Here is a 22,531-nt window from a genome sequence, read left to right as displayed (position 1 = left end):
ATGAAGTTTTCATACGATTTTTTGAGATGATGAAAGTAAGGGAAATAGATGAATAAAGTCAGAGGACTCTGTGTCTTAGATGTTGATGGAACCTTGATAGAAGAAGAGGTTATTGATTTATTAGGGAAAGAGGCGGATTGTGAAGAAGAAGTAGCTTTGCTAACCGCCCAAGCTATGAAAGGTGAATTAGACTTCGAATCTAGTTTGATAAAACGTGTTTCTCTTCTGAAAGGGCTTTCTATAGAGGTTTTTGATAAGATTTATCACGAACTACACCTTAGTAAAAATGCTGAGCAGTTTATTGAAACTCTTCAAGAAAATCAGATAGAAGTCGGCTTGGTATCAGGTGGATTTACCACTATCGTGGAAAGATTGGCAAAAGATTTAGGAATTTCATTGTTTGCTGCCAATCAACTGGAAATTAGAGATGGTTGTTTAACTGGAAATCTGGTTGGTCAAGTCATCAGTAGAGAAGTCAAAGAAGAAACTCTTGTAAGATGGGCTGATGAATTAGAGGTGCCAATCGAAAGAACTATTGTAATCGGTGATGGAGCCAATGATTTAAAAATGCTTAAAAAATCAGGGACTGGCATAGCTTTTTGTGCTAAGGACATTGTGAAAAAGCAAATAAATCTTCAGGTAGATGATAGAGATTTACTAAAAGCATTAGATAAGATAGACTTCTTTTAGGTAGAAAGAGAAATCAATATGAAAATAATTATAGCACCTGACTCTTTTAAGGAGAGTCTACCTGCAAAACAAGTAGCAGAAGCTATAAAAAGAGGATTCGAAAGGGCCATACCTAACGTGGAGTGTTTACTTTTACCCGTTGGTGATGGAGGTGAAGGAACAGTAGACGCCATTAAAAGTTCTCTAGGTTTGGAAGAGAAAACAGTACAGGTTACTGGTCCTTTTGGTGATGAGGTTCAAATGCCTTACTTTCAAAAAGGAAAACTAGCTCTTTTTGAAGTTGCAGATTTAGTAGGTCTTGCTAAAATTCCTATTGAAAAACGAAATCCTATAGCAATTCAAACAGAGGGAATTGCTCAACTGATTCTGCATTTAATAGACCAAGGGATTAAAGATATCTACGTTGGTGTTGGTGGTACAGCTAGTAACGATGGCGGACTTGGGATTGCATCAGGTCTTGGTTATCAGTTTTATGATAAAAATGGAATGGAACTTAAGGCTTGTGGCCAATCTTTGTTTGAAATCAGAAAGATTTCGAAGGAAAGAGTACTTCAAATTCCCTCTGATGTAAATATAAAAATACTGGCCGATGTGACCAATCCTCTCTGTGGACCTCATGGTGCTACCTTTACATTTGGGAAACAAAAGGGATTGGATCCATCTAAATTTCAAGAAGTTGATGTTGCAATTAAAAACTTTTATGGTAAAGTTGCACCTGAAATTTTACAATTGGATGGTGCAGGAGCAGGCGGTGGGATTGCAGCTGGCTTGTGTGCCTTTGCTGGAGCAGAGATTGTATCTGGTATTCAAACTTGTTTAAATTTGATAAACTTCGATCAAAAAGTGACTAATGCAGACCTAGTGATTGTCGGCGAAGGTAGACTGGATTCACAAAGTTTAGCCGGTAAAGCTCCCATCGGTGTAGCAAAAAGAACACCTAGGGGTGTTCCAGTTCTTGCTATTTGTGGTAGTTTGGCAGATGATTTACCTCCCTTACCATTTGAGAATATCGTCGCTGCTTTTTCCATACTAGAAAAAAGCGAACCATTGGAAGAGAGTCTAAAAAAAGCAGCTGTCTACTTAGAAAATACAGCTGCAAACATCGGTCAAGTCTTAGCTTTGAAAAAAATTAACCAAACCATTTTTTCCAGAGAGAAGTAGGAGCTTTACTCTCTTTTTCCAACCATAAGTCTGAAAAGGCCTTTCTGAGGTCTTTTTCATTTGTTTGAACAGGAGCATCGCTATGGATAACTAGACCAAAAGGAGAAGAGTTATGTTCTTCAGAAACGATGGTTGCTTGGCAGTCAGCATCTTTGGCTTGTTTTAGATAATAGACCTGCTTTTCAAATACTACTTGAGGAGAAATTTTGACAAAAAGTTGTTCAGTTTCTTTTTTTAGACTCTCTAAAATAGATACATAAGCCTTTTCAAATTTATCATCATTAGCTGTTTCAAGGTCTGCATATCCAAGAACACGTTCTTCAAAGGTACCGAGGAAGCGTCTTTGTTCATCAGGATTTAATTTAAGACCACCATTGGCCTTTTCTAGGATTTGTTTTGATAAATCAGTCATAATCATAGTATATCATAAAAGTCTCAATATCACTTGCAAAAGAAAACGGTTACTTTATATAGATAAGGAGAATTTGCACAAAGATAACGTTTTTTCTTGAAAAAGGTCTCTTTTTGAGGTATCATAGAGGTGTAAAAAATTTAACTCAAAAGGAGAGTAAAAAATGTCAATTATTACTGATGTTTACGCTCGCGAAGTCCTAGACTCACGCGGTAACCCAACACTTGAAGTAGAAGTTTATACTGAATCAGGTGCTTTCGGACGTGGTATGGTTCCATCAGGAGCTTCTACTGGTGAACACGAAGCAGTTGAACTTCGTGATGGTGATAAATCTCGTTACGGTGGTCTTGGTACACAAAAAGCTGTTGACAACGTAAACAACATCATCGCTGAAGCAATCATCGGCTACGATGTACGTGACCAACAAGCTATCGACCATGCTATGATCGCACTTGACGGTACTCCTAACAAAGGTAAATTGGGAGCTAACGCAATCCTTGGTGTGTCTATCGCTGTAGCTCGTGCTGCTGCTGACTACCTTGAAATCCCACTTTACAGCTACCTTGGTGGATTCAACACTAAAGTTCTTCCAACTCCAATGATGAACATCGTTAACGGTGGTTCTCACTCAGACGCTCCAATCGCTTTCCAAGAATTCATGATCGTACCTGCTGGTGCACCATCATTCAAAGAAGCTCTTCGTTGGGGTGCTGAAATCTTCCACACTCTTAAGAAAATCCTTAAATCTCGTGGTCTTGAAACAGCCGTAGGTGATGAAGGTGGATTCGCTCCTCGTTTCGAAGGAACTGAAGATGGTGTTGAAACTATCCTTGCTGCTATCGAAGCTGCTGGCTATGTTCCAGGTAAAGACGTATTTATCGGATTTGACTGTGCTTCATCAGAATTCTACGATAAAGAACGTAAAGTATACGACTACACTAAATTCGAAGGTGAAGGCGCTGCTGTTCGTACTGCTGAAGAACAAATCGCTTACCTTGAAGGATTGGTTGACAAATACCCAATCATCACTATCGAAGATGGTATGGATGAAAACGACTGGGAAGGTTGGAAAGCTCTTACTGAACGTCTTGGCGGTAAAGTTCAATTGGTTGGTGACGACTTCTTCGTAACAAACACTGACTACCTTTCACGTGGTATCAAAGAAGGATGTGCTAACTCAATCCTTATCAAAGTTAACCAAATCGGTACTCTTACTGAAACATTCGACGCTATCGAAATGGCTAAAGAAGCTGGTTACACTGCTGTTGTATCACACCGTTCAGGTGAAACTGAAGATTCAACAATCGCTGACATCGCAGTTGCAACAAACGCAGGACAAATCAAGACTGGTTCACTTTCACGTACTGACCGTATCGCTAAATATAATCAATTACTTCGTATCGAAGATCAACTTGGTGAAGTGGCTGAATACCGTGGATTGGAATCATTCTACAACTTGAAAAAATAAAATAGTTCATTGAACTAATTAAAGCCCTTGGATTTTTTCCGAGGGCTTTTGTATATTATAAGATAAGGTCAAAGAAATCTAGTCTTGTTTTCGTATTCTAGAGGTGAAAAAAGAGATTTTTAAACGGTTTTTTGGTATAATAATACTCAGGAAAAACTTTAGAAAGAGGGAGGCTGAGATGGAAAAGTATTTATCGGTAACAACTTTGACCAAGTATCTAAAAATGAAATTCGATAAAGACCCATACTTAGAACGGGTCTATTTAACTGGTCAGGTTTCTAACTTCCGGAAGCGTCCAACTCACCAATACTTTTCTCTAAAAGATGATCGTGCTGTTATCCAAGCAACCATTTGGTCAGGTATCTATCAGAAACTTGGTTTTGATTTGGAAGAAGGTATGAAGGTCAATGTGGTCGGCCGTGTCCAAGTCTATGAACCGAGTGGTAGTTATTCCATTATCATTGAAAAGGCTGAACCAGATGGTGTCGGTGCGCTTGCTATTCAGTTTGAACAACTGAAAAAGAAACTTTCGGAAGAAGGGCTGTTTCAAGATCGTTTTAAACAAGCAATTCCGCAGTTTTCAAAACGCATTGGTGTAGTAACCAGTCGTAGTGGAGCTGTTATTCAAGATATTATTACTACTGTGGGCAGACGCTTTCCAGGTGTGGAGATTATCCTTTATCCCACAAAAGTTCAAGGAGACGGTGCTGCAGAGGAAATTGCTCGTAATATTGCAAGAGCAAATGAACGAGAAGATTTAGATGTTCTGATCATCGGTCGAGGTGGTGGCTCCATCGAAGATCTTTGGGCTTTTAACGAAGAGATTGTTGTTCGTGCTATTTTCGAATCACGCTTACCCGTTATTTCAAGCGTAGGGCACGAAACGGATGTAACTTTGGCAGACTTTGTAGCGGACAAGAGAGCGGCAACACCAACAGCTGCAGCCGAATTAGCAACACCTGTTAGTAAGTTTGACCTTCTGACTTATCTAAAAAATCAAGAAAAACGGATGGCTACGGCCGTACAAAATACTTTATCAAAAAAGAAAAAGCTTTAAAAGTGCTAAGTCAATCTGTCATCTTCAGGCAACCAGAGCGTTTGTATGATAGCTATTTACAACGATTGGATCAGTTGCAACTTCGTCTTAAACAAAGTGTAAATACAGAACTTGTAAGGCAACAACAAAAGGTCTTGGAACAAGTTCATCGTTTAGAACAGTTATCACCAATTAATAAGATTCAACGTTACCAGGACCGCCTGCTACAATTGGAAAAGTTACTCCGTAGTCAGATGGCAGTGGTTTACGATGCCAAAGTTGCTGAAGTGAAACGATTGTCAGAAGCACTGATGATGTTGGACACTGGTCGTATTGTAGCTCGTGGATATGCGATTGTAAAAAAAGAAGATACTGTAGTAGATTCTGTACAAATTCTAAAGAAAAAAGACCAGTTAACTCTCCTTATGCGAGATGGTCAAGTAAAATTAGAGGTAAAAGATGTCAAAGCAAAAGAAATTTGAGGAAAACCTAGCAGAACTGGAAACCATTGTCCAAAGTTTAGAAAATGGAGACATTACTCTTGAAGAAGCAATCACTGCATTTCAAAAGGGAATGCTCTTATCAAAAGAGTTACAAGAAACTCTTGATAAAGCTGAAAAGACCTTGGTTAAAGTTATGCAAGAAGATGGTACAGAAAGTGAACTAGAATGAACAAGCAGGAAAAACTAACTCTGGTTGAGTCTGCAATAGAGAAATTTTATGGCGACAAACAAGTTTCATCAAGCTTGAGAGAAGCAGTTCTTTATTCAGTTCATGCAGGGGGTAAACGAATTCGTCCTTATCTGCTTTTAGAAGTTTTGGAGTCTTTGCAGGTGCCAATCACTATAGCTCATGCCCAGGTTGCAGCAGCGCTTGAGATGATTCACACAGGTAGCTTAATTCATGATGATCTTCCGGCTATGGATGATGATGATTTTCGTCGTGGGCGTTTAACCAACCATAAGAAGTTTGGTGAAGCACTAGCAATTTTAGCAGGAGATGCCCTCTTTTTTGATCCTTATGCTTTGATAGCGCAAGCAGACTTGCCAAACGAAATTAAGATAGATTTAATAGCTTCTTTGTCCCTTTCTTCTGGAAGTATGGGGATGGTCGCTGGCCAAGTTTTGGATATGGAAGGTGAAGGTAAACATTTAAACCTAGAAGAACTTCAGACCATCCATGCTAATAAAACGGGTAAACTTTTAGCCTATCCTTTCCAGGCGGCTGCAATCATTGCTGAATTAACACCAGAATTACAAGCAAAACTAAAAACTGTTGGAGAGTTGGTTGGTCTCGCTTTTCAAGTGAGAGATGATGTCCTTGATGTCACTGCAAGTTTTGAAGAGATTGGTAAGACACCTCAGAAAGACCTGAAAGCAGAAAAATCAACCTATCCTGCCTTGCTAGGCTTAGATGAAGCAAAAGAGTTTTGTAACCAAACCTTGGATCAAGCCAATATCAAGCTGGAGGAAATCGCTCAGCAAGTGAATTTTGATAAAGAACCAATTGTAAAAATAGTAGAAAGTTTGAGAATCAATGCCTAAGGAAAGAGTAGATGTACTTGCCTACAAACAAGGTTTATTTGAAACAAGAGAACAGGCTAAGCGGGGCGTAATGGCTGGTTTGGTTGTTGCTGTTCTAAATGGTGAACGTTTTGATAAACCAGGAGAAAAAATCCCAGATGATACTGAATTAAAACTCAAAGGGGAAAAGCTGAAGTATGTGAGCCGTGGAGGTTTGAAACTTGAGAAAGCCTTGGAAAACTTTGATATATCAGTTAAAGGTAAAACAACTATCGATATTGGTGCCTCTACAGGAGGATTTACGGATGTCATGCTTCAAAACGCTGCTAAGCTAGTTTATGCTGTTGATGTCGGTACCAATCAACTTGCTTGGAAATTGCGTCAAGATTCACGGGTTGTTAGCATGGAACAGTTTAACTTTCGATATGCTGAAAAAACTGACTTTGAAGAAGAGCCAAGTTTTGCAAGTATCGATGTAAGTTTTATTTCCTTGAGTTTAATATTACCAGCCTTGCATCGTGTTTTAGCAGATAAAGGTCAGGTAGTAGCTCTCATCAAACCTCAATTTGAAGCAGGACGAGAACAGATTGGTAAAAATGGAATTATCAGAGATGCCAAAGTTCACCAACATGTTTTAGAATCAGTTACTAAAATGGCAGTTGATGAAGGATTCTCAGTCTTAGGATTGGATTTCTCTCCTATTCAAGGTGGACACGGAAATATTGAATTTTTAGCCTATTTGCGGAAGGAAGAAGAAGCCGGTAGCTGTATATCTGGCAATATAGAAGAAATTGTAGAAAAGGCACATAGAGAATTTAAAGATGAATAAAAAAGAAAGACTTGAAAAAATTAGACGCTTTGTTTCAGATTATCAAATTGGAACACAGGAAGAAATTGTTGAATACTTAAAAAAAGCGGGAATTACTGCTACACAAGCAACCGTTTCACGGGATATCAAAGAATTAGGAATTGTAAAAATCCCATTGAAAGACAACACTTATGTCTACGAATTACCGAAGTCTGTGGTTAAAAGTTTACGTTTAGCTGAGGACAATATCGAAAGCTTTGAGAGAATGGGAAATCTCATCAATTTAGATGTCATTCCTGGAAATTCAATTTTTGTTAAAAGTCAATTAACCCAAACATTTGCAGATAAAATTTTTAGCTGTTTAGCAGATGATAATTCGATTTTAATTGTTGCGCGAACTGAAGAAGCAGCTATAGAAATTGTTGAACAAGTTAAAAAGTGGTAGAAGCTTATGTTACTTGAAATTTCAATTAAAAACTTTGCTATCATCGAGGCTATTTCCCTTAATTTTGAAAAAGGAATGACCGTTCTAACAGGTGAAACTGGTGCTGGGAAGTCTATCATCATTGATGCTATGAACATGATGTTAGGAGCCAGAGCTACTACTGATGTCATTCGCCATGGTGCGGCCAAGGCAGAAATTGAAGGTCTTTTCTCAATTGAAAATAGTCGAGCTTTACAAGAGATTTTTGATGAGCAAGGTCTTGAGTTAGGCGATGAGATTATTATCCGTCGTGAAATTTTACAAAACGGGCGAAGTGTTAGTCGAATCAATGGACAGATGGTCAATCTTTCTGTTCTACGCTCAATAGGACAGCACCTAGTTGATATTCATGGTCAGCACGACCAAGAAGAGTTAATGCGTCCACAATTGCATATTCAAATGTTAGATGAGTTTGGAAATGCAGATTTTTTGGAACTCAAGCAAGGTTATCAAGAACATTTTGATGCTTACCGACTAATGCGTAAGCAACTTTTTGAGATTAAAAAAAATCAAGAGGAACACAAGGCTCGTATTGAAATGCTTGAATTTCAGATGGCTGAAATTGAGTCAGCAGCCTTACAACCATCAGAAGATATCAAACTAACTCAAGAAAGAGATAAACTTCTAAATTATAAAAATATAGCGGACACGCTAACCAATGCTTATGCGATGTTGGATAATGAAGAGTTTTCTAGTCTGGCAAATGTTCGTTCTGCTATGAATGATATGGAAAGCCTAGAAGAGTATGACCCAGAGTACCGTGAAATCTCTACATCTCTATCTGAATCTTATTATGTTTTAGAGGATGTCACGAAGCGTTTAGAGGATATTATTGAAGATCTCGATTTCGATGGGAATCGCTTAATGCAAATTGAAAGTCGTTTAGATCTCATTCATGCTATCACTCGTAAGTATGGTGGAAGTGTCGACGATGTTTTGCTATATTTGGCTAAAATAACTGAAGAATACAATCTTCTGACTGGGAATAATCTATCTTCAGAAGATATGGAAGCAGAACTCAAAAAATTGGAAGTAAGTCTTGTTGATTTAGCAGGCCAGCTTTCCTCTGCTCGTCACAAGCTAGCCCAACAATTAGAAAATGAAATTCAGCAAGAACTAAAAGACCTCTACATGGATAAGGCGCGTTTTCAGGTTCAATTTACCAAAGGTAAATTTAGTCGTGAAGGGAATGAAGCAGTTGAATTTTATATTTCAACCAACCCTGGGGAAGACTTTAAACCATTAGTAAAAGTAGCTTCTGGTGGTGAGTTATCTCGTTTGATGTTGGCTATTAAATCAGCCTTTTCTCGAAGAGAAGGCAAAACGAGTATCGTATTTGATGAGGTAGATACGGGTGTTTCTGGTCGAGTGGCTCAAGCCATCGCACAAAAGATATATAAGATTGGGCAACATGGTCAAGTTTTGGCCATTTCGCATCTTCCACAAGTCATCGCTATTGCTGATTATCAGTTCTTCATTGAGAAGATTAGTGACACTCATTCGACCGTTTCAACTGTTCGACTATTAACCATTGAAGAACGCATACAAGAAGTAGCCAAGATGTTGGCTGGTGATGATGTAACAGAAGCTGCCTTATCACAAGCAAGAGAATTATTGAAAGGCAAGGTAAATTAAATGTCAAATTACTACGTTATTGGAGATGTGCACGGAAAAGCAGGTATGTTAGAAGACCTCCTCAAAACTTGGGATGGTCAGACACCGTTACTCTTTTTAGGGGATTTAATCGATAGAGGTGAAAATAGCCGACGTGTGTTAGAAATAGTCAAAGACTTGGTAGATCATAAAGGAGCTACTTGTATCTCCGGAAATCATGAGTATATGTTTTTAACATGGCTTGATAATCCAGAGGAAAGTTACGACCATTATCGCCGAAATGGTGGTGATACTACAATTAACTCTATTTTAGGGCGTCCCCTAGATGCACCAGTAGATGCTATAAAGGATGCTGAACGAGTAAAAACAGAAGCAGCAGATTTAGTTGAATTTATTCGCCAAATGCCTTTTGTGATTGAAACGGATAAGTATATCTTTGTTCATGCAGGTGTTGACTTGACGCTTGATGATTGGCATGACACAACCGATTATAAAAAAGTTTGGTTACGAAAACCATTCCATGAAGCAGAAAATCATACTGGTAAGACCATTGTATTTGGACACACACCCGTATATGGGTTGTTAGATCAAGAACCAGGCACTTCTGATTTGTGGATTACAAAAGATGGAAAAGTCGGTATGGATGGAGGAGCTGTCTTTGGTGGTGTTCTTCATGGTATTATCTTTGCAGACCAAGGAATGACTGAGCACTATTTCATTGAAAATGATGGCTTTGTTGCTGAAGATTAATACTCCTAGCAGGGTATTATCTTGTCAAAATGTTTAAAACAACTTATAATAATAGATACCCTGAAAGGAAGAGAAGCATGAACTTAGAAGAATTAAAAAAACGACAGGAGAAGATTCGAAATTTCTCTATTATCGCTCACATCGACCATGGGAAGTCAACTCTAGCTGATCGTATTTTAGAAAAGACGGAAACAGTCTCTAGTCGTGAAATGCAAGATCAATTATTAGACAGCATGGACTTGGAGCGTGAACGCGGGATTACCATTAAACTAAACGCTATCGAATTGAATTACACAGCAAAAGATGGTGAGACTTATATTTTTCACTTGATTGACACACCTGGACACGTTGACTTTACCTATGAAGTATCACGATCACTAGCAGCTTGTGAAAGTGCGATTTTGGTTGTCGATGCTGCCCAAGGGATTGAGGCTCAAACGCTTGCAAATGTCTATCTTGCCTTGGATAATGATTTGGAAATTCTTCCAGTTATTAATAAAATTGACCTACCAGCAGCAGATCCAGAGCACGTTCGTGCAGAGATTGAGGATGTTATTGGACTAGATGCTAGTGAGGCAGTATTAGCATCAGCCAAAGCAGGGATTGGTATCGAAGAGATTCTTGAACAAATCGTTGAAAAGGTTCCGGCGCCAACTGGTGATGTAACAGCTCCTCTTAAGGCTTTGATCTTTGACTCCGTATACGATGCTTATCGAGGTGTTATCTTACAAGTTCGTGTCATGGACGGAGTTGTCAAACCAGGTGATAAGATTCAGCTCATGAGTAATGGCAAGACCTTTGATGTTACTGAAGTTGGGATTTTTACTCCAAAAGCAGTAGGTCGTGATTTCTTGGCAACTGGTGATGTCGGTTATATTGCTGCATCAATCAAGACTGTTCAGGATACACGTGTTGGTGATACTGTAACTTTGGCTTCTAATCCAGCTGATGAACCATTACATGGTTACAAACAGATGAACCCAATGGTTTTCGCAGGTCTCTATCCAATTGAGTCTAACAAATATAATGATCTCCGTGAAGCTCTTGAAAAATTACAACTCAATGACGCTAGTTTGCAGTTTGAACCGGAAACCTCTCAAGCTCTTGGATTTGGTTTTCGTTGTGGCTTCCTTGGACTTCTTCATATGGATGTTATTCAGGAACGATTAGAGCGCGAGTTCAATATCGACCTCATCATGACTGCACCATCTGTTATCTACAAGGTAAACCAAACAGACGGTGAGTTTATGGATGTTTCTAACCCATCTGAATTTCCAGACCCAACTAAGATTGCAACCATTGAAGAGCCCTATGTTAAAGCTCAAATAATGGTACCACAGGAATTTGTGGGAGCAGTTATGGAACTGGCTCAGCGTAAACGTGGTGATTTTGTAACCATGGATTATATTGATGAAAATCGTGTCAATGTTATCTATCAAATTCCATTAGCTGAAATTGTCTTTGACTTCTTTGATAAGCTCAAGTCTTCGACACGTGGCTATGCGAGCTTTGACTACGAATTATCAGAATATCGTCCATCTAAACTTGTGAAAATGGATATTCTTTTGAATGGTGACAAGGTTGATGCTCTCAGCTTTATCGTTCACAAAGATTTTGCCTACGAACGTGGGAAACTCATCGTGGATAAGCTAAAGAAAATCATTCCACGTCAACAATTTGAAGTCCCTATCCAAGCAGCAATTGGTCAAAAAATTGTCGCACGTACTGATATTAAAGCTCTTCGAAAGAACGTCCTTGCCAAATGTTACGGAGGAGATGTTTCGCGTAAACGTAAACTCCTCGAAAAACAAAAAGCTGGTAAGAAACGTATGAAAGCTATCGGTTCTGTAGAAGTCCCGCAAGAAGCCTTCCTTAGCGTTTTGAGCATGGATGAAGAATAGTATTTTTCTACATTAAGTTATTATTTTATATCTCTCTGTACATACATAAAAAAATGCAAAAGGAGAACAGTTATGAAAAAACGAATTAGTTTGACCACGCTTTTGGTGTGTTGTCTTTTCCTCGCTGCTTGTAATACTTTAAAAACTAAAAAAGAAGCAACAACAGTTCAGGAAACTACTACAGTTCAAGATTCAACAACGGTAGCTGAATCAACCATTAAAGATACACAAGTAATCGGATCGGATGCATATGGCTATGTAAAGGTTCCAAAATCTTGGATTCATTTCACGGAAATTGAGGGCGGTGATGATATTCAGTATTGTGATGGAACTGATGTCAATATCGTTACCTTAAATACCCTTAAACCAGAGCACCTAGGTGTTAGTGAAAGTGAATACGCTGCTCTTGATGCTGTTCAAGTTTCGACAAGCATTTATCAAACAAGAAAACAGAGTAAAGATTTCTCAAAAGTATGGGGATCTAAGTCAAAAATTGGTGGCTATGATGCCTATGTCGTAAACTGTATTGCTAAAAATGGAAAATATTTAGTTATCTGGATCTTTAAGTCAGATGATGGTAAGTTCAGATACGTCTCATTAGAGGGAACACCTGAAGTATTAAAGGATATGCTTCCGTTGATTGAGCAAAGTTGGACTGTTAAAAAAGATTAAAATAAAAGCAGGATAGCTATCCTGCTTTTTTGTCGTATTTTATATGAAAGATGTTTCATACACTCATAATAATCCTCTAACCAAACAAAAAACATTGAAAACCAAACAGAAAACGATAATAAAAAAACTTGACAACGATTTCATATAGTGTTATACTTAGAACATAAAAGTTAAATATGGAAGGAGAATGTTATGGGATTAGATCATTTCTTTGACAAAGACTTAGTATTTTGCTTAGAAGCGGATAATCAAGAACAACTCTTTGATCAGGTTGCTTCCTTATTGGAAGAACGAAAAATTGTTACGGATACCTACCGATCGGCCTTAATTGAACGTGAAAAATCATTTCCGACTGGTCTAGATATGGAATTTTTAGGGAAAGATCTTCCTAATGTAGCTATTCCTCACACGGACACAGTTCACAATTTAGCTGAAAAAGTAGTGGTAGTTCGTTTACCAAAACCAGTTACATTTCATAATATGATTGCTCCTGACAAGGAAGTTGAAGTATCATTACTCTTTTTCATCATTAATAATTCAAGTTCAAGCCAAACAAATATTCTTGCTCAGTTAATGGACTTCTTTACTGGGCCTGGTCATCTCGAAGATTTGGCTAAGATTACAGAACCAGAAGCTCTGTTTCAATATATAACAGAGGCAACTGCTTAAAACGTATATAAAAAAATGGAGGAAATCCAAATGATTAAAATTCTCGCTGCCTGTGGTGCAGGTGTTAACTCAAGCCACCAAATTAAGAGTGCTCTTGAAGAAGAACTTTCAAATCGTGGTTATGATGTTCATTGTGATGCGGTAATGGTAAAAGATGTCAATGAAGACCTTATCAAAGGTTATGACTTATTCACTCCAATTGCTGCAACTGACTTAGGTTTTGAACCAGATATTCCAGTTATTGAAGCTGGTCCAATCTTATTCCGTATTCCGGCTATGAGTGCACCTGTTTATGACAGCATTGAAGCTGCTATTAAAGAGCGCGGATTAAGCTAATATTTATTTTATTGTATACATTCATAAAACTATAAAAAAGGGAGGTTCTATTATGGATGTCATTATTCAATTAGCCAATGATTTCTTCAAACCAATTTTGGCTATGGGTGGCCCTATCATCATGTTAATCATTTTGACAGTTTTGGCCCTATTGTTCGGAGTTAAATTCTCCAAAGCTCTTGAAGGTGGTATTAAACTTGCCATCGCTCTTACTGGTATCGGTGCTATCATCGGTATGTTAAATGGTGCATTCTCAGAATCACTTAAAAAATTCGTTGAAAACACAGGACTTCAACTGAATATCACTGACGTAGGTTGGGCACCACTTGCTACAATCACTTGGGGTTCTGCTTGGACTCTATACTTCTTGCTTGTCATGTTAATTGTTAACGTTATTATGCTAGCAATGAAGAAAACTGATACATTGGATGTCGATATCTTTGATATTTGGCACTTATCTATCACAGGTCTTTTGATTAAATGGTATGCTGATAACCACGGTGTAAGTCAAGGAGTATCACTCTTCATCGCAACTGCAGCAGTTGTTCTTGTTGGTGTTATGAAAATTATTAACTCTGACTTGATGAAACCAACATTTGATGATTTGCTTAATGCACCAAGTTCATCACCAATGACTTCAACTCACATGAACTACATGATGAACCCAGTTATCATGGTTTTGGACAAGATCTTTGATAAAGTTATGCCAGGTCTTGACAAATACGACTTTGATGCTGCAAAATTGAACAAGAAAATCGGTTTCTGGGGATCTAAATTCTTTATCGGTTTCATTCTTGGTATTGTCATTGGATTGATGGGTACTCCACATCCAGTTCCAGGAACAGAAGATGCAGGGTCATGGGAATTAGTTGTTAAAGGCTGGTTGTCTCTTGGTTTGACTGCAGGTGTCTGCTTGGAGCTCTTCTCACTTATCGGTTCATGGTTCATCGCAGCCGTAGAACCACTTTCACAAGGTATTACAAACGTTGCTACTAAACGTCTTGAAGGACGTAAATTCAACATTGGTCTTGACTGGCCTTTCATTGCTGGTCGTGCTGAAATCTGGGCTTGTGCAAACGTACTTGCTCCAATCATGTTGGTAGAAGCTGTGCTTCTTTCTCACGTAGGTAATGGTATTTTACCACTTGCAGGTATCATCGCTATGGGTGTAACTCCAGCTCTCTTGGTAGTTACACGTGGTAAATTGCTCCGTATGATTATCTTCGGAACACTCTTATTGCCACTCTTCCTTCTTTCAGGTACACTTATTGCACCATTCGCAACAGAACTTGCTAAAGGTGTAGGTGCATTCCCAGCAGGTGTAGATCAAACTCAATTGATTACTCACTCAACACTTGAAGGACCAATCGAAAAACTTCTTGGTTGGACTATTGGTAATGCAACAACAGGTGATGTTAAAGCGATTCTTGGTGCAGTAGTCTTCCTTGTTTTCTATATCGGTATCTTTGCATGGTACAGAAAACAAATGATTAAACGTAACGAAGAATATGCAGCAAAAGCAAAATAACTCACTCCAATAAACTGTAAATTGAATAAACTAGGTTGTCAATTTCCGAAAGGTGGAGTGGGCGGCCTAGTTTTTTCTAAATATTCAAAAAGGAGGTATACATGACAATTGAAATAAAATCAGATGAGTTAACTGTTCAATTTCAAACTTTTGGTGGAGCACTATCTTCCATAAAAGACAAGGATGGAGTTGAATATTTGTGGCAAGGAGATCCAACTTATTGGAGTGGACAGGCACCTGTTCTTTTCCCGATTTGTGGTTCCATTAGAGATGACCAATACTTGTATTTATCAGATGATCAAAAGGAATTAACTGGGAAAATTCCACGTCATGGTTTAGTTCGCAAAAAGGAATTTGAATTAGTCAGTCAAACAAATGATTCTGTGACATTTGCGATTGAAGATGATGAAGGAATGTATCAAAATTATCCTTATCATTTCCGTCTTGAAATCACTTATACTGTGACAAGTAAAAAAATTCGAACTCAGTATCATGTGACAAATAAAGAAACTGCTAAGGAAATGCCATACTTTATCGGAGGACATCCAGGTTTTAACTGTCCGTTGCTAACCGACGAAGCATATGAAGATTATTACTTAGAATTTGACAAGGTCGAATCTTGCACAGTTCCACGTTCCTTCCCTGAAACAGGGCTACTCGATTTTCAAGATAGAAGTCCATGGTTAGATAATCAAAAAGAGCTCGACTTGAGTTATGATTTATTTAGTCATGACGCTGTTACTCTAGATAAATTAAATTCACGAATCGTATACTTGAAATCGCGTAAGCACGAAAAAGGATTGAAGTTAGATTTTAGTGAATTTTCATACTTAATCGTTTGGTCAACACTTAATAAAGGTCCTTTCATTGCATTGGAACCATGGTCAGGGTTATCTACTTCTTTGGAAGAAGGTGACCACTTAGAGGATAAAAAGGATGTTCGTATTTTAAAACCAGGTCAAGATGATCAAATTGGTTTTGATATTGAAATTCTATAAAAAAATAAACAAAAACAAACATAAAATGTTGACTTTTTTAAACAATAGTAGTATATTATGTTTATAAAGAAAAATTTGTGTTTGTTTTACAAATAATTCTTTAACTTTCTCTAAGGAGAAGTTATTAAGGGTGAATGAAAAGTTCATTCTTACATTAAACAGTCAACAAAACTACTAGTAACTACTTGGTTAAGGTGATTTTGATATCCAGCACCAAGCAATTGTTACTGGTCTATTATATAAAAAGGAGTATACAATATGTCTATTGTTATCGGTGCAGATGCTGCAGGTTTAAGATTGAAAGAAGTTGTAAAAGACTTCTTGGAAAAAGAAAACTTCCACGTTGTGGATGTAACAGCTGAAGGTCAAGACTTTGTTGATGTGACTCTTGCTGTTGCTGCAGAAGTAAACAAAGAAGAACAAAATCTTGGTATTGTTATTGATGCCTATGGTGCTGGTCCATTTATGGTAGCTACTAAACTTAAAGGAATGGTTGCAGCGGAAGTTTCTGACGAACGTTCAGCTTATATGACTCGTGGACACAATAACTCACGCATGATTACTATGGGTGCTGAAATCGTTGGTGATGAATTGGCTAAAAATATTGCTAAAGGATTTGTTAACGGTAAATACGATGGTGGTCGTCACCAAATCCGTGTTGATATGTTGAACAAAATGTGTTAATTAGAGTATTAAAAAGGAAGGTAACAGAAAAATGAGAATTGCAATCGGATGTGACCATATTGTAACAGATGAAAAAATGGCGGTTTCAGAATTTTTGAAATCAAAAGGTTATGAAGTTATCGACTTCGGTACTTACGACCATACACGTACTCACTACCCAATCTTTGGTAAAAAAGTTGGGGAAGCTGTAACAAGCGGACAAGCTGATCTTGGTGTTTGTATCTGTGGTACTGGTGTTGGTATCAATAACGCTGTTAATAAAGTTCCTGGTATCCGTTCAGCTTTGGTACGTGATATGACTACAGCTCTTTATGCGAAAGAACAATTGAATGCAAACGTTATTGGTTTCGGTGGTAAAATCACTGGTGAATTGTTGATGTGCGATATTATTGAAGCTTTCATCCACGCAGAATACAAACCAACTGAAGAAAACAAAAAATTGATTGCTAAAATCGAGCATGTTGAAACTCATAATGCTCATCAAACAGATGCTAACTTCTTTACAGAATTCCTTGAAAAATGGGATCGCGGTGAATATCACGACTAAGAGGTGACCTATGATTTTAACAGTCACAATGAACCCATCCATTGACATTTCATATCCTTTGGATGAGTTGAAAATTGATACAGTCAATCGTGTTGTTGATGTTACGAAAACCGCTGGTGGTAAAGGACTCAATGTAACACGCGTTTTATCAGAATTTGGTGATCCTGTTGCCGCAACTGGTCTAGTTGGTGGTAAACTCGGAGAATATTTGCTAGAAAATATTGGTGGAGATGTCAAAAAACATTTCTATACAATTGCTGGTGAAACGAGAAACTGTATTGCTATTCTCCACGGAGACAATCAAACAGAAATCCTTGAAAAAGGTCCAAAAATTCAAGAAAAAGAAGGTCAAGGTTTCCTTGGACATTTTAAAGAATTGTTGAACCTTGTTGATGTTGTTGCAATTTCAGGAAGTCTACCAGCTGGTCTTCCAGTAGATTATTATGCTAATCTTGTTCATCTAGCGAATCAAGCAGGTAAACCGGTAGTTCTCGACTGCTCAGGTGCTGCACTTCAAGCAGTTTTGGAATCAGATCACAAGCCAACAGTCATCAAACCAAATAATGAAGAGTTATCTCAACTCCTTGGAAGAGAGATTTCTGAAGATTTGGAAGAGTTAAAGGCAGTTCTTCAAGAACCTTTATTTGAAGGAATTGAATGGATTATCGTATCGTTAGGTGCGAATGGAGCCTTTGCAAAACATGGAGATACTTTCTATAAAGTAGATATTCCAAAAATTCAAGTGGTTAATCCTGTTGGGTCAGGAGATTCTACAGTTGCAGGGATTTCTTCAGGTTTGTTCCACAAAGAATCTGACCAAGATTTGCTTAAAAAAGCTAATGTTCTTGGAATGCTAAATGCTCAAGAAAAAATGACTGGTCATGTAAACATGTCCAATTATCAAACACTATTTAATCAATTAACAGTAAAAGAGGTATAAAATGGTTTTATCAACACAAAAACGTGCATATTTAGAAAAACTTTCTGACAAAAATGGTATTATTTCAGCTCTTGCTTTTGACCAACGTGGAGCTTTGAAACGTTTGATGGCTCAATACCAAGATGAAGCACCAACAGTTGCACAAATGGAAGAATTGAAAGTCTTGGTAGCTGATGAATTGACAAAATATGCTTCATCTATGCTTCTTGACCCTGAATACGGACTTCCTGCAACTAAAGCTTTGGATAAAGAAGCTGGTCTTCTCCTTGCTTATGAAAAAACAGGATATGATACTTCAAGCACAAAACGTTTGCCTGACTGCTTGGATGTTTGGTCTGCAAAACGTATCAAAGAACAAGGTGCTGATGCAGTTAAATTCTTGCTTTACTATGATGTAGATAGTTCAGATGAGTTGAACCAACAAAAACAAGCATACATCGAACGTGTTGGTTCTGAATGTGTTGCTGAAGATATTCCTTTCTTCTTGGAAATTTTGGCTTACGATGAAAAAATTGCAGATGCTGGTTCTGTAGAATATGCGAAAGTAAAACCTCGTAAAGTTATCGAAGCTATGAAAGTATTCTCTGATCCACGTTTCAACATTGATGTATTGAAAGTTGAAGTTCCAGTAAACGTGAAATATGTTGAAGGATTTGGTGATGGAGAAGTTGTTTACAGCCGTGAAGAAGCAGCAGCATTCTTCAAAGCTCAAGACGAAGCAACTAACTTGCCATACATCTACTTGAGTGCTGGTGTATCTGCTAAATTGTTCCAAGAAACATTGCAATTTGCACACGATTCAGGTGCTCGTTTCAACGGAGTACTTTGTGGACGTGCTACTTGGGCAGGTTCTGTTGAACCTTATATCAAAGAAGGTGAAGCAGCAGCTCGTGAATGGTTGCGTACTACTGGATTCCAAAACATTGATGAATTGAACAAGGTTCTTCAAACAACTGCAACTTCTTGGAAAGAAAGAGTTTAATGATTTATTCTATAATCTAATAGAATTGAAATCAAAATTTGCTAAACTTTAGTTAATCTTTACATTTAGTCGGTTTTAAAGTCATGAATTTAGTCAATTTATTCATGACTTTACTGGTTTTTATAGAAAAATATCCTTCACCATTCTGTCCCTGGAAAATTCTTTTATTTAATGTATAAAAAGTTTAAGAAAGGGTTTACAAATGATGAAAAAAGTGTTATACTCTTCTTATAGATTGAATAAGGTGGATCGTTACTGAGTAATATTAGGCGAGACTGCAAGTGAGAGAAGTAACTTCCGTAGGTTGATTTTACGATCATTTGTGGTCTCTTTTCTTTTGTCTAGTTTATTATATGGATATGCACTATGGAAAGGTTGGTTTTGGATGTTTCGCATTGTTAACGTCATCAATAATAATGTTGCTTTAGCGAAAAATGAAAATCATGAGGAAGTAATGATAACTGGAAGTGGTATTGCTTTTCAAAAGAAAAAGGGTGATATCATTATTCAAAGTAAGATTGAAAAGATTTTTAGGTTGAATACTGAAGAATCTAAGAAAAATTTTCTAACCTTATTGCAAGATGTTCCTCTTGATTTTATAACTGTAACATATGACGTTATCAATACTTTGATATCTAAATATCAGTATCCTTTTCAAGAATATTTATATGTAACTTTAACCGACCATATCTATAGTGCTTATCAAGCTATTCACAAAGGAATTTACGAAGACAGTAAACTTCCTGATATTTCTGCGGATTACCCATTAGAATTTGAAATGGCGGCATATGCACTTGGGCTATTTAAGGAAAGGTTATTGGATAGTTTTCCAGATAACGAGACTGAAAGAATAGCGCTACATTTTATCAATGCAAAAGGTGGAGATAATCAAGTTGTAAATTTACAAATTGATCAGTCAAAACAAATCATTGAGCATATTAAGCGCGAATTAAAAACCCATAATATCTTGAGAACAAAGGAAAATGCTCCTTTATTTGATCGCTTTATGGTTCACCTAAATTACTTTTTAGAATACCTTGATCAATCGAGAAGCGATAATACTTCCTTGCTCGACATGGAAGAGTATATTGAAACAGTTTATCCGTTAGCCTATGAGATAGGTGATAAAATTTATCGGATAATTGCAAGTGAGACTGGTGTAGCTCTTCATAGAAGTGAACGGGTCTACATAGTCTTACATATTCAAAGATTGCTTTAAAAATTTTTTTATAAGGAGGTCTCTATTATGAATAGAGAAGAAGTTGCGTTGCTAGGTTTCGAAATCGTTGCCTACGCTGGTGATGCTAGATCAAAGTTACTAGAAGCTCTTAAAGCAGCTGAAAATGGTGATTTTGATAAAGCGGATGCTTTGGTCGAAGAAGCTAATGGTTGCATTGCAGATGCCCACCATGCTCAAACAAGTCTATTGACTAAGGAAGCTGCGGGTGAGGATATTGCTTATAGTATCACTATGATACATGGGCAAGACCACTTGATGACAACAATCTTGCTAAAAGATTTAATGCATCACTTAATCGAACTTTACAAACGGGGAGTTAAATAATGAATAAATTAATCGCTTTTATCGAGAAAGGGAAACCTTTCTTTGAGAAACTGTCGCGTAACATCTATTTGCGTGCTATTCGTGATGGTTTCATCGCTGGAATGCCAGTTATCCTTTTCTCAAGTATCTTTATCTTGATTGCATTTGTACCAAACTCATGGGGCTTCAAATGGTCTGATGAAACTGTTGCTTTTCTTATGAAACCTTACAGCTATTCAATGGGGATTTTAGCAGTATTGGTAGCTGGTACAACTGCTAAATCGTTAACAGACTCTGTTAACCGTAGCATGGAAAAAACAAATCAAATCAACTACATGTCAACACTATTGGCAGCTATTGTTGGTTTGTTGATGTTGGCAGCTGACCCTATTAAAGAAGTAGTAACTGAAACTGTTTCTAAAGATGGTCTTGCTACTGGTTTCTTAGGAACAAAAGGTTTGCTTTCAGCTTTCCTCGCTGCATTTGTAACAGTAGCAATTTATAAAGTCTGTGTGAAAAACAATGTGACAATTCGTATGCCTGACGAAGTTCCACCAAATATTTCACAAGTCTTTAAAGACGTTATCCCATTCACTTTATCAGTCTGCTCATTATATGCGTTAGACTTATTAGCACGTCATTTTGTTGGTGCAAGTGTTGCAGAATCAATTGGTAAGTTCTTTGCTCCTCTATTCTCTGCTGCTGATGGTTACCTCGGAATCACAATCATCTTTGGTGCCTTCGCCTTCTTCTGGTTCGTAGGGATTCATGGTCCATCAATCGTTGAACCAGCTATCGCAGCGATTACTTATGCTAATGCCGAAGTAAACTTGAACTTGATTCAACAAGGAATGCACGCTGATAAGATCCTTACTTCAGGTACTCAAATGTTTATCGTTACTATGGGTGGTACTGGTGCGACTCTTGTCGTTCCATTCATGTTCATGTGGTTAACGAAATCAAAACGTAACCGTGCAATTGGACGTGCATCTGTAGTTCCAACATTCTTTGGTGTTAACGAACCAATCTTGTTCGGTGCTCCATTGGTATTGAACCCAATCTTCTTCATTCCATTTATCTTTGCTCCAATTGCAAACGTTTGGATTTTCAAATTCTTTATTGATACACTTGGAATGAACTCATTTACTGCTAACCTACCATGGACAACTCCAGCCCCACTTGGTCTAGTTCTTGGTACTAACTTCCAATTTTTATCATTCGTTCTGGCTGCATTACTAATTGTAGTAGACGTAGTTATTTACTACCCATTCCTTAAAGTTTATGATGAACAAATTCTTGAAGAAGAACGTTCTGGTAAATCTAACGATGAATTGAAAGAAAAAGTAGCTGCAAACTTTAACACAGCAAAAGCTGATGCTATTCTTGAAAAAGCTGGAGTTGAAGGTGCTCAAAACACAATTACTAAAGAAACAAACGTACTTGTACTTTGTGCAGGTGGTGGTACAAGTGGTCTTCTTGCAAATGCTTTGAACAAAGCTGCTGCAGAATACAATGTTCCTGTGAAGGCTGCCGCTGGTGGTTACGGTGCTCACCGTGAAATGTTGCCAGAATTTGACCTTGTTATCCTTGCTCCTCAAGTAGCTTCAAACTATGAAGATATGAAGGCTGAAACAGATAAACTTGGAATTAAATTGGCTAAGACTGAAGGAGCTCAATACATCAAGTTGACTCGTGATGGTAAAGGTGCTCTTGCATTCGTTCAAGAACAATTTCAATAATAATAAGATATACTGTTGATTGAAGTGAGATGGAGAAGGATTGCTC

General features: G+C 37.7%; 23 protein-coding genes and 1 pseudogene. 23 read left to right on the top strand and 1 reads right to left on the bottom strand.

Features of this window, described 5'->3' with window-relative positions:
* Positions 1–48: 48 nt before the first annotated feature.
* Both serB and HMPREF9180_RS06115 read left to right on the top strand, forming a co-directional pair.
* Positions 49–690 (top strand): phosphoserine phosphatase SerB, encoded by a 642-nt coding sequence (gene serB / locus HMPREF9180_RS06120; RefSeq protein ID WP_006145633.1) that lies wholly within the window; start codon positions 49–51, stop codon positions 688–690.
* Between the two features lie 18 nt (positions 691–708).
* Positions 709–1,851 (top strand): glycerate kinase, encoded by a 1,143-nt coding sequence (locus tag HMPREF9180_RS06115; RefSeq protein WP_006145632.1) that lies wholly within the window; start codon positions 709–711, stop codon positions 1,849–1,851.
* On the opposite strand, the gene HMPREF9180_RS06110 is transcribed toward HMPREF9180_RS06115, so the two are convergent.
* Positions 1,820–2,263, bottom strand: coding sequence for a DUF1694 domain-containing protein (locus HMPREF9180_RS06110; RefSeq protein WP_025168686.1), 444 nt, complete (start codon positions 2,261–2,263; stop codon positions 1,820–1,822). The genes HMPREF9180_RS06115 and HMPREF9180_RS06110 overlap by 32 nt on opposite strands.
* Positions 2,264–2,426: 163 nt before the next feature.
* Between HMPREF9180_RS06110 and eno the strand changes: the two genes are divergently transcribed.
* The 21 genes and pseudogenes from eno (at position 2,427) to HMPREF9180_RS06005 (ending at position 22,485) form a co-directional block, all read left to right on the top strand.
* Positions 2,427–3,731, top strand: a complete 1,305-nt coding sequence (eno, locus tag HMPREF9180_RS06105) for a surface-displayed alpha-enolase (protein ID WP_006145630.1) — start codon at positions 2,427–2,429, stop codon at positions 3,729–3,731.
* A gap of 178 nt (positions 3,732–3,909) precedes the next feature.
* Positions 3,910–5,249: pseudogene (gene xseA, locus HMPREF9180_RS09990) on the top strand (exodeoxyribonuclease VII large subunit).
* Positions 5,227–5,439 (top strand): exodeoxyribonuclease VII small subunit, encoded by a 213-nt coding sequence (locus HMPREF9180_RS06095; RefSeq protein ID WP_006145627.1) that lies wholly within the window; start codon positions 5,227–5,229, stop codon positions 5,437–5,439. Before xseA ends, HMPREF9180_RS06095 begins: the two are co-directional and overlap by 23 nt.
* On the top strand, positions 5,436–6,311 hold the full coding sequence (locus HMPREF9180_RS06090; RefSeq protein WP_006145626.1) for a polyprenyl synthetase family protein: 876 nt from the start codon (positions 5,436–5,438) through the stop codon (positions 6,309–6,311). Before HMPREF9180_RS06095 ends, HMPREF9180_RS06090 begins: the two co-directional genes overlap by 4 nt.
* A complete protein-coding gene (locus tag HMPREF9180_RS06085; RefSeq protein ID WP_006145625.1) occupies positions 6,304–7,119 on the top strand; it encodes a TlyA family RNA methyltransferase in 816 nt (271 codons plus the stop codon). Before HMPREF9180_RS06090 ends, HMPREF9180_RS06085 begins: the two co-directional genes overlap by 8 nt.
* Positions 7,112–7,543, top strand: coding sequence for an arginine repressor (locus HMPREF9180_RS06080; RefSeq protein WP_006145624.1), 432 nt, complete (start codon positions 7,112–7,114; stop codon positions 7,541–7,543). Before HMPREF9180_RS06085 ends, HMPREF9180_RS06080 begins: the two co-directional genes overlap by 8 nt.
* A 6-nt stretch (positions 7,544–7,549) precedes the next feature.
* Positions 7,550–9,217, top strand: a complete 1,668-nt coding sequence (recN, locus tag HMPREF9180_RS06075; RefSeq protein ID WP_006145623.1) for a DNA repair protein RecN — start codon at positions 7,550–7,552, stop codon at positions 9,215–9,217.
* The gene (locus HMPREF9180_RS06070) at positions 9,218–9,946 is read left to right on the top strand and encodes a metallophosphoesterase (RefSeq protein WP_006145622.1); all 729 of its coding nucleotides are present in this window, start codon (positions 9,218–9,220) and stop codon (positions 9,944–9,946) included.
* Positions 9,947–10,023: 77 nt separating this feature from the next.
* Positions 10,024–11,847, top strand: coding sequence for a translation elongation factor 4 (gene lepA, locus HMPREF9180_RS06065; protein ID WP_025168685.1), 1,824 nt, complete (start codon positions 10,024–10,026; stop codon positions 11,845–11,847).
* Between the two features lie 72 nt (positions 11,848–11,919).
* A complete protein-coding gene (locus HMPREF9180_RS06060) occupies positions 11,920–12,519 on the top strand; it encodes a hypothetical protein (RefSeq protein ID WP_006145620.1) in 600 nt (199 codons plus the stop codon).
* A gap of 192 nt (positions 12,520–12,711) precedes the next feature.
* A complete protein-coding gene (locus HMPREF9180_RS06055; RefSeq protein WP_006145619.1) occupies positions 12,712–13,188 on the top strand; it encodes a PTS sugar transporter subunit IIA in 477 nt (158 codons plus the stop codon).
* A gap of 30 nt (positions 13,189–13,218) precedes the next feature.
* Positions 13,219–13,524, top strand: a complete 306-nt coding sequence (locus tag HMPREF9180_RS06050; RefSeq protein ID WP_025168684.1) for a PTS sugar transporter subunit IIB — start codon at positions 13,219–13,221, stop codon at positions 13,522–13,524.
* 52 nt (positions 13,525–13,576) lie between these two features.
* Positions 13,577–15,052, top strand: a complete 1,476-nt coding sequence (locus HMPREF9180_RS06045) for a PTS galactitol transporter subunit IIC (RefSeq protein WP_006145617.1) — start codon at positions 13,577–13,579, stop codon at positions 15,050–15,052.
* A 101-nt stretch (positions 15,053–15,153) separates the two neighbouring features.
* Positions 15,154–16,050 (top strand): aldose 1-epimerase family protein, encoded by an 897-nt coding sequence (locus tag HMPREF9180_RS06040; protein ID WP_006145616.1) that lies wholly within the window; start codon positions 15,154–15,156, stop codon positions 16,048–16,050.
* A 258-nt stretch (positions 16,051–16,308) separates the two neighbouring features.
* Positions 16,309–16,734 carry a galactose-6-phosphate isomerase subunit LacA gene (lacA, locus tag HMPREF9180_RS06035; protein ID WP_006145615.1) on the top strand — a complete coding sequence of 142 codons (426 nt, stop codon included), beginning with the start codon at positions 16,309–16,311 and terminating at the stop codon, positions 16,732–16,734.
* A gap of 31 nt (positions 16,735–16,765) precedes the next feature.
* Positions 16,766–17,281 (top strand): galactose-6-phosphate isomerase subunit LacB, encoded by a 516-nt coding sequence (gene lacB, locus HMPREF9180_RS06030; RefSeq protein WP_006145614.1) that lies wholly within the window; start codon positions 16,766–16,768, stop codon positions 17,279–17,281.
* A gap of 10 nt (positions 17,282–17,291) precedes the next feature.
* On the top strand, positions 17,292–18,221 hold the full coding sequence (locus HMPREF9180_RS06025; protein WP_006145613.1) for a tagatose-6-phosphate kinase: 930 nt from the start codon (positions 17,292–17,294) through the stop codon (positions 18,219–18,221).
* Between the two features lies 1 nt (position 18,222).
* Positions 18,223–19,203 (top strand): tagatose-bisphosphate aldolase, encoded by a 981-nt coding sequence (lacD, locus tag HMPREF9180_RS06020; protein ID WP_006145612.1) that lies wholly within the window; start codon positions 18,223–18,225, stop codon positions 19,201–19,203.
* Between the two features lie 385 nt (positions 19,204–19,588).
* Positions 19,589–20,422 (top strand): PRD domain-containing protein, encoded by an 834-nt coding sequence (locus HMPREF9180_RS06015; protein WP_025168683.1) that lies wholly within the window; start codon positions 19,589–19,591, stop codon positions 20,420–20,422.
* A gap of 27 nt (positions 20,423–20,449) precedes the next feature.
* Entirely contained in the window at positions 20,450–20,767 is a 318-nt protein-coding gene (locus HMPREF9180_RS06010) for a PTS lactose/cellobiose transporter subunit IIA (protein WP_006145610.1), read from the top strand.
* A complete protein-coding gene (locus HMPREF9180_RS06005) occupies positions 20,767–22,485 on the top strand; it encodes a lactose-specific PTS transporter subunit EIIC (RefSeq protein ID WP_006145609.1) in 1,719 nt (572 codons plus the stop codon). Before HMPREF9180_RS06010 ends, HMPREF9180_RS06005 begins: the two co-directional genes overlap by 1 nt.
* Positions 22,486–22,531: the final 46 nt, after the last annotated feature.

The sequence above is a fragment of the Streptococcus peroris ATCC 700780 genome (assembly GCF_000187585.1).
GTDB classification, from domain to species: Bacteria; Bacillota; Bacilli; order Lactobacillales; family Streptococcaceae; genus Streptococcus; species Streptococcus peroris.
The sequence above is the reverse complement of the archived record's forward strand: the minus strand, read 5'-3'. Positions and strand labels throughout refer to the sequence as shown.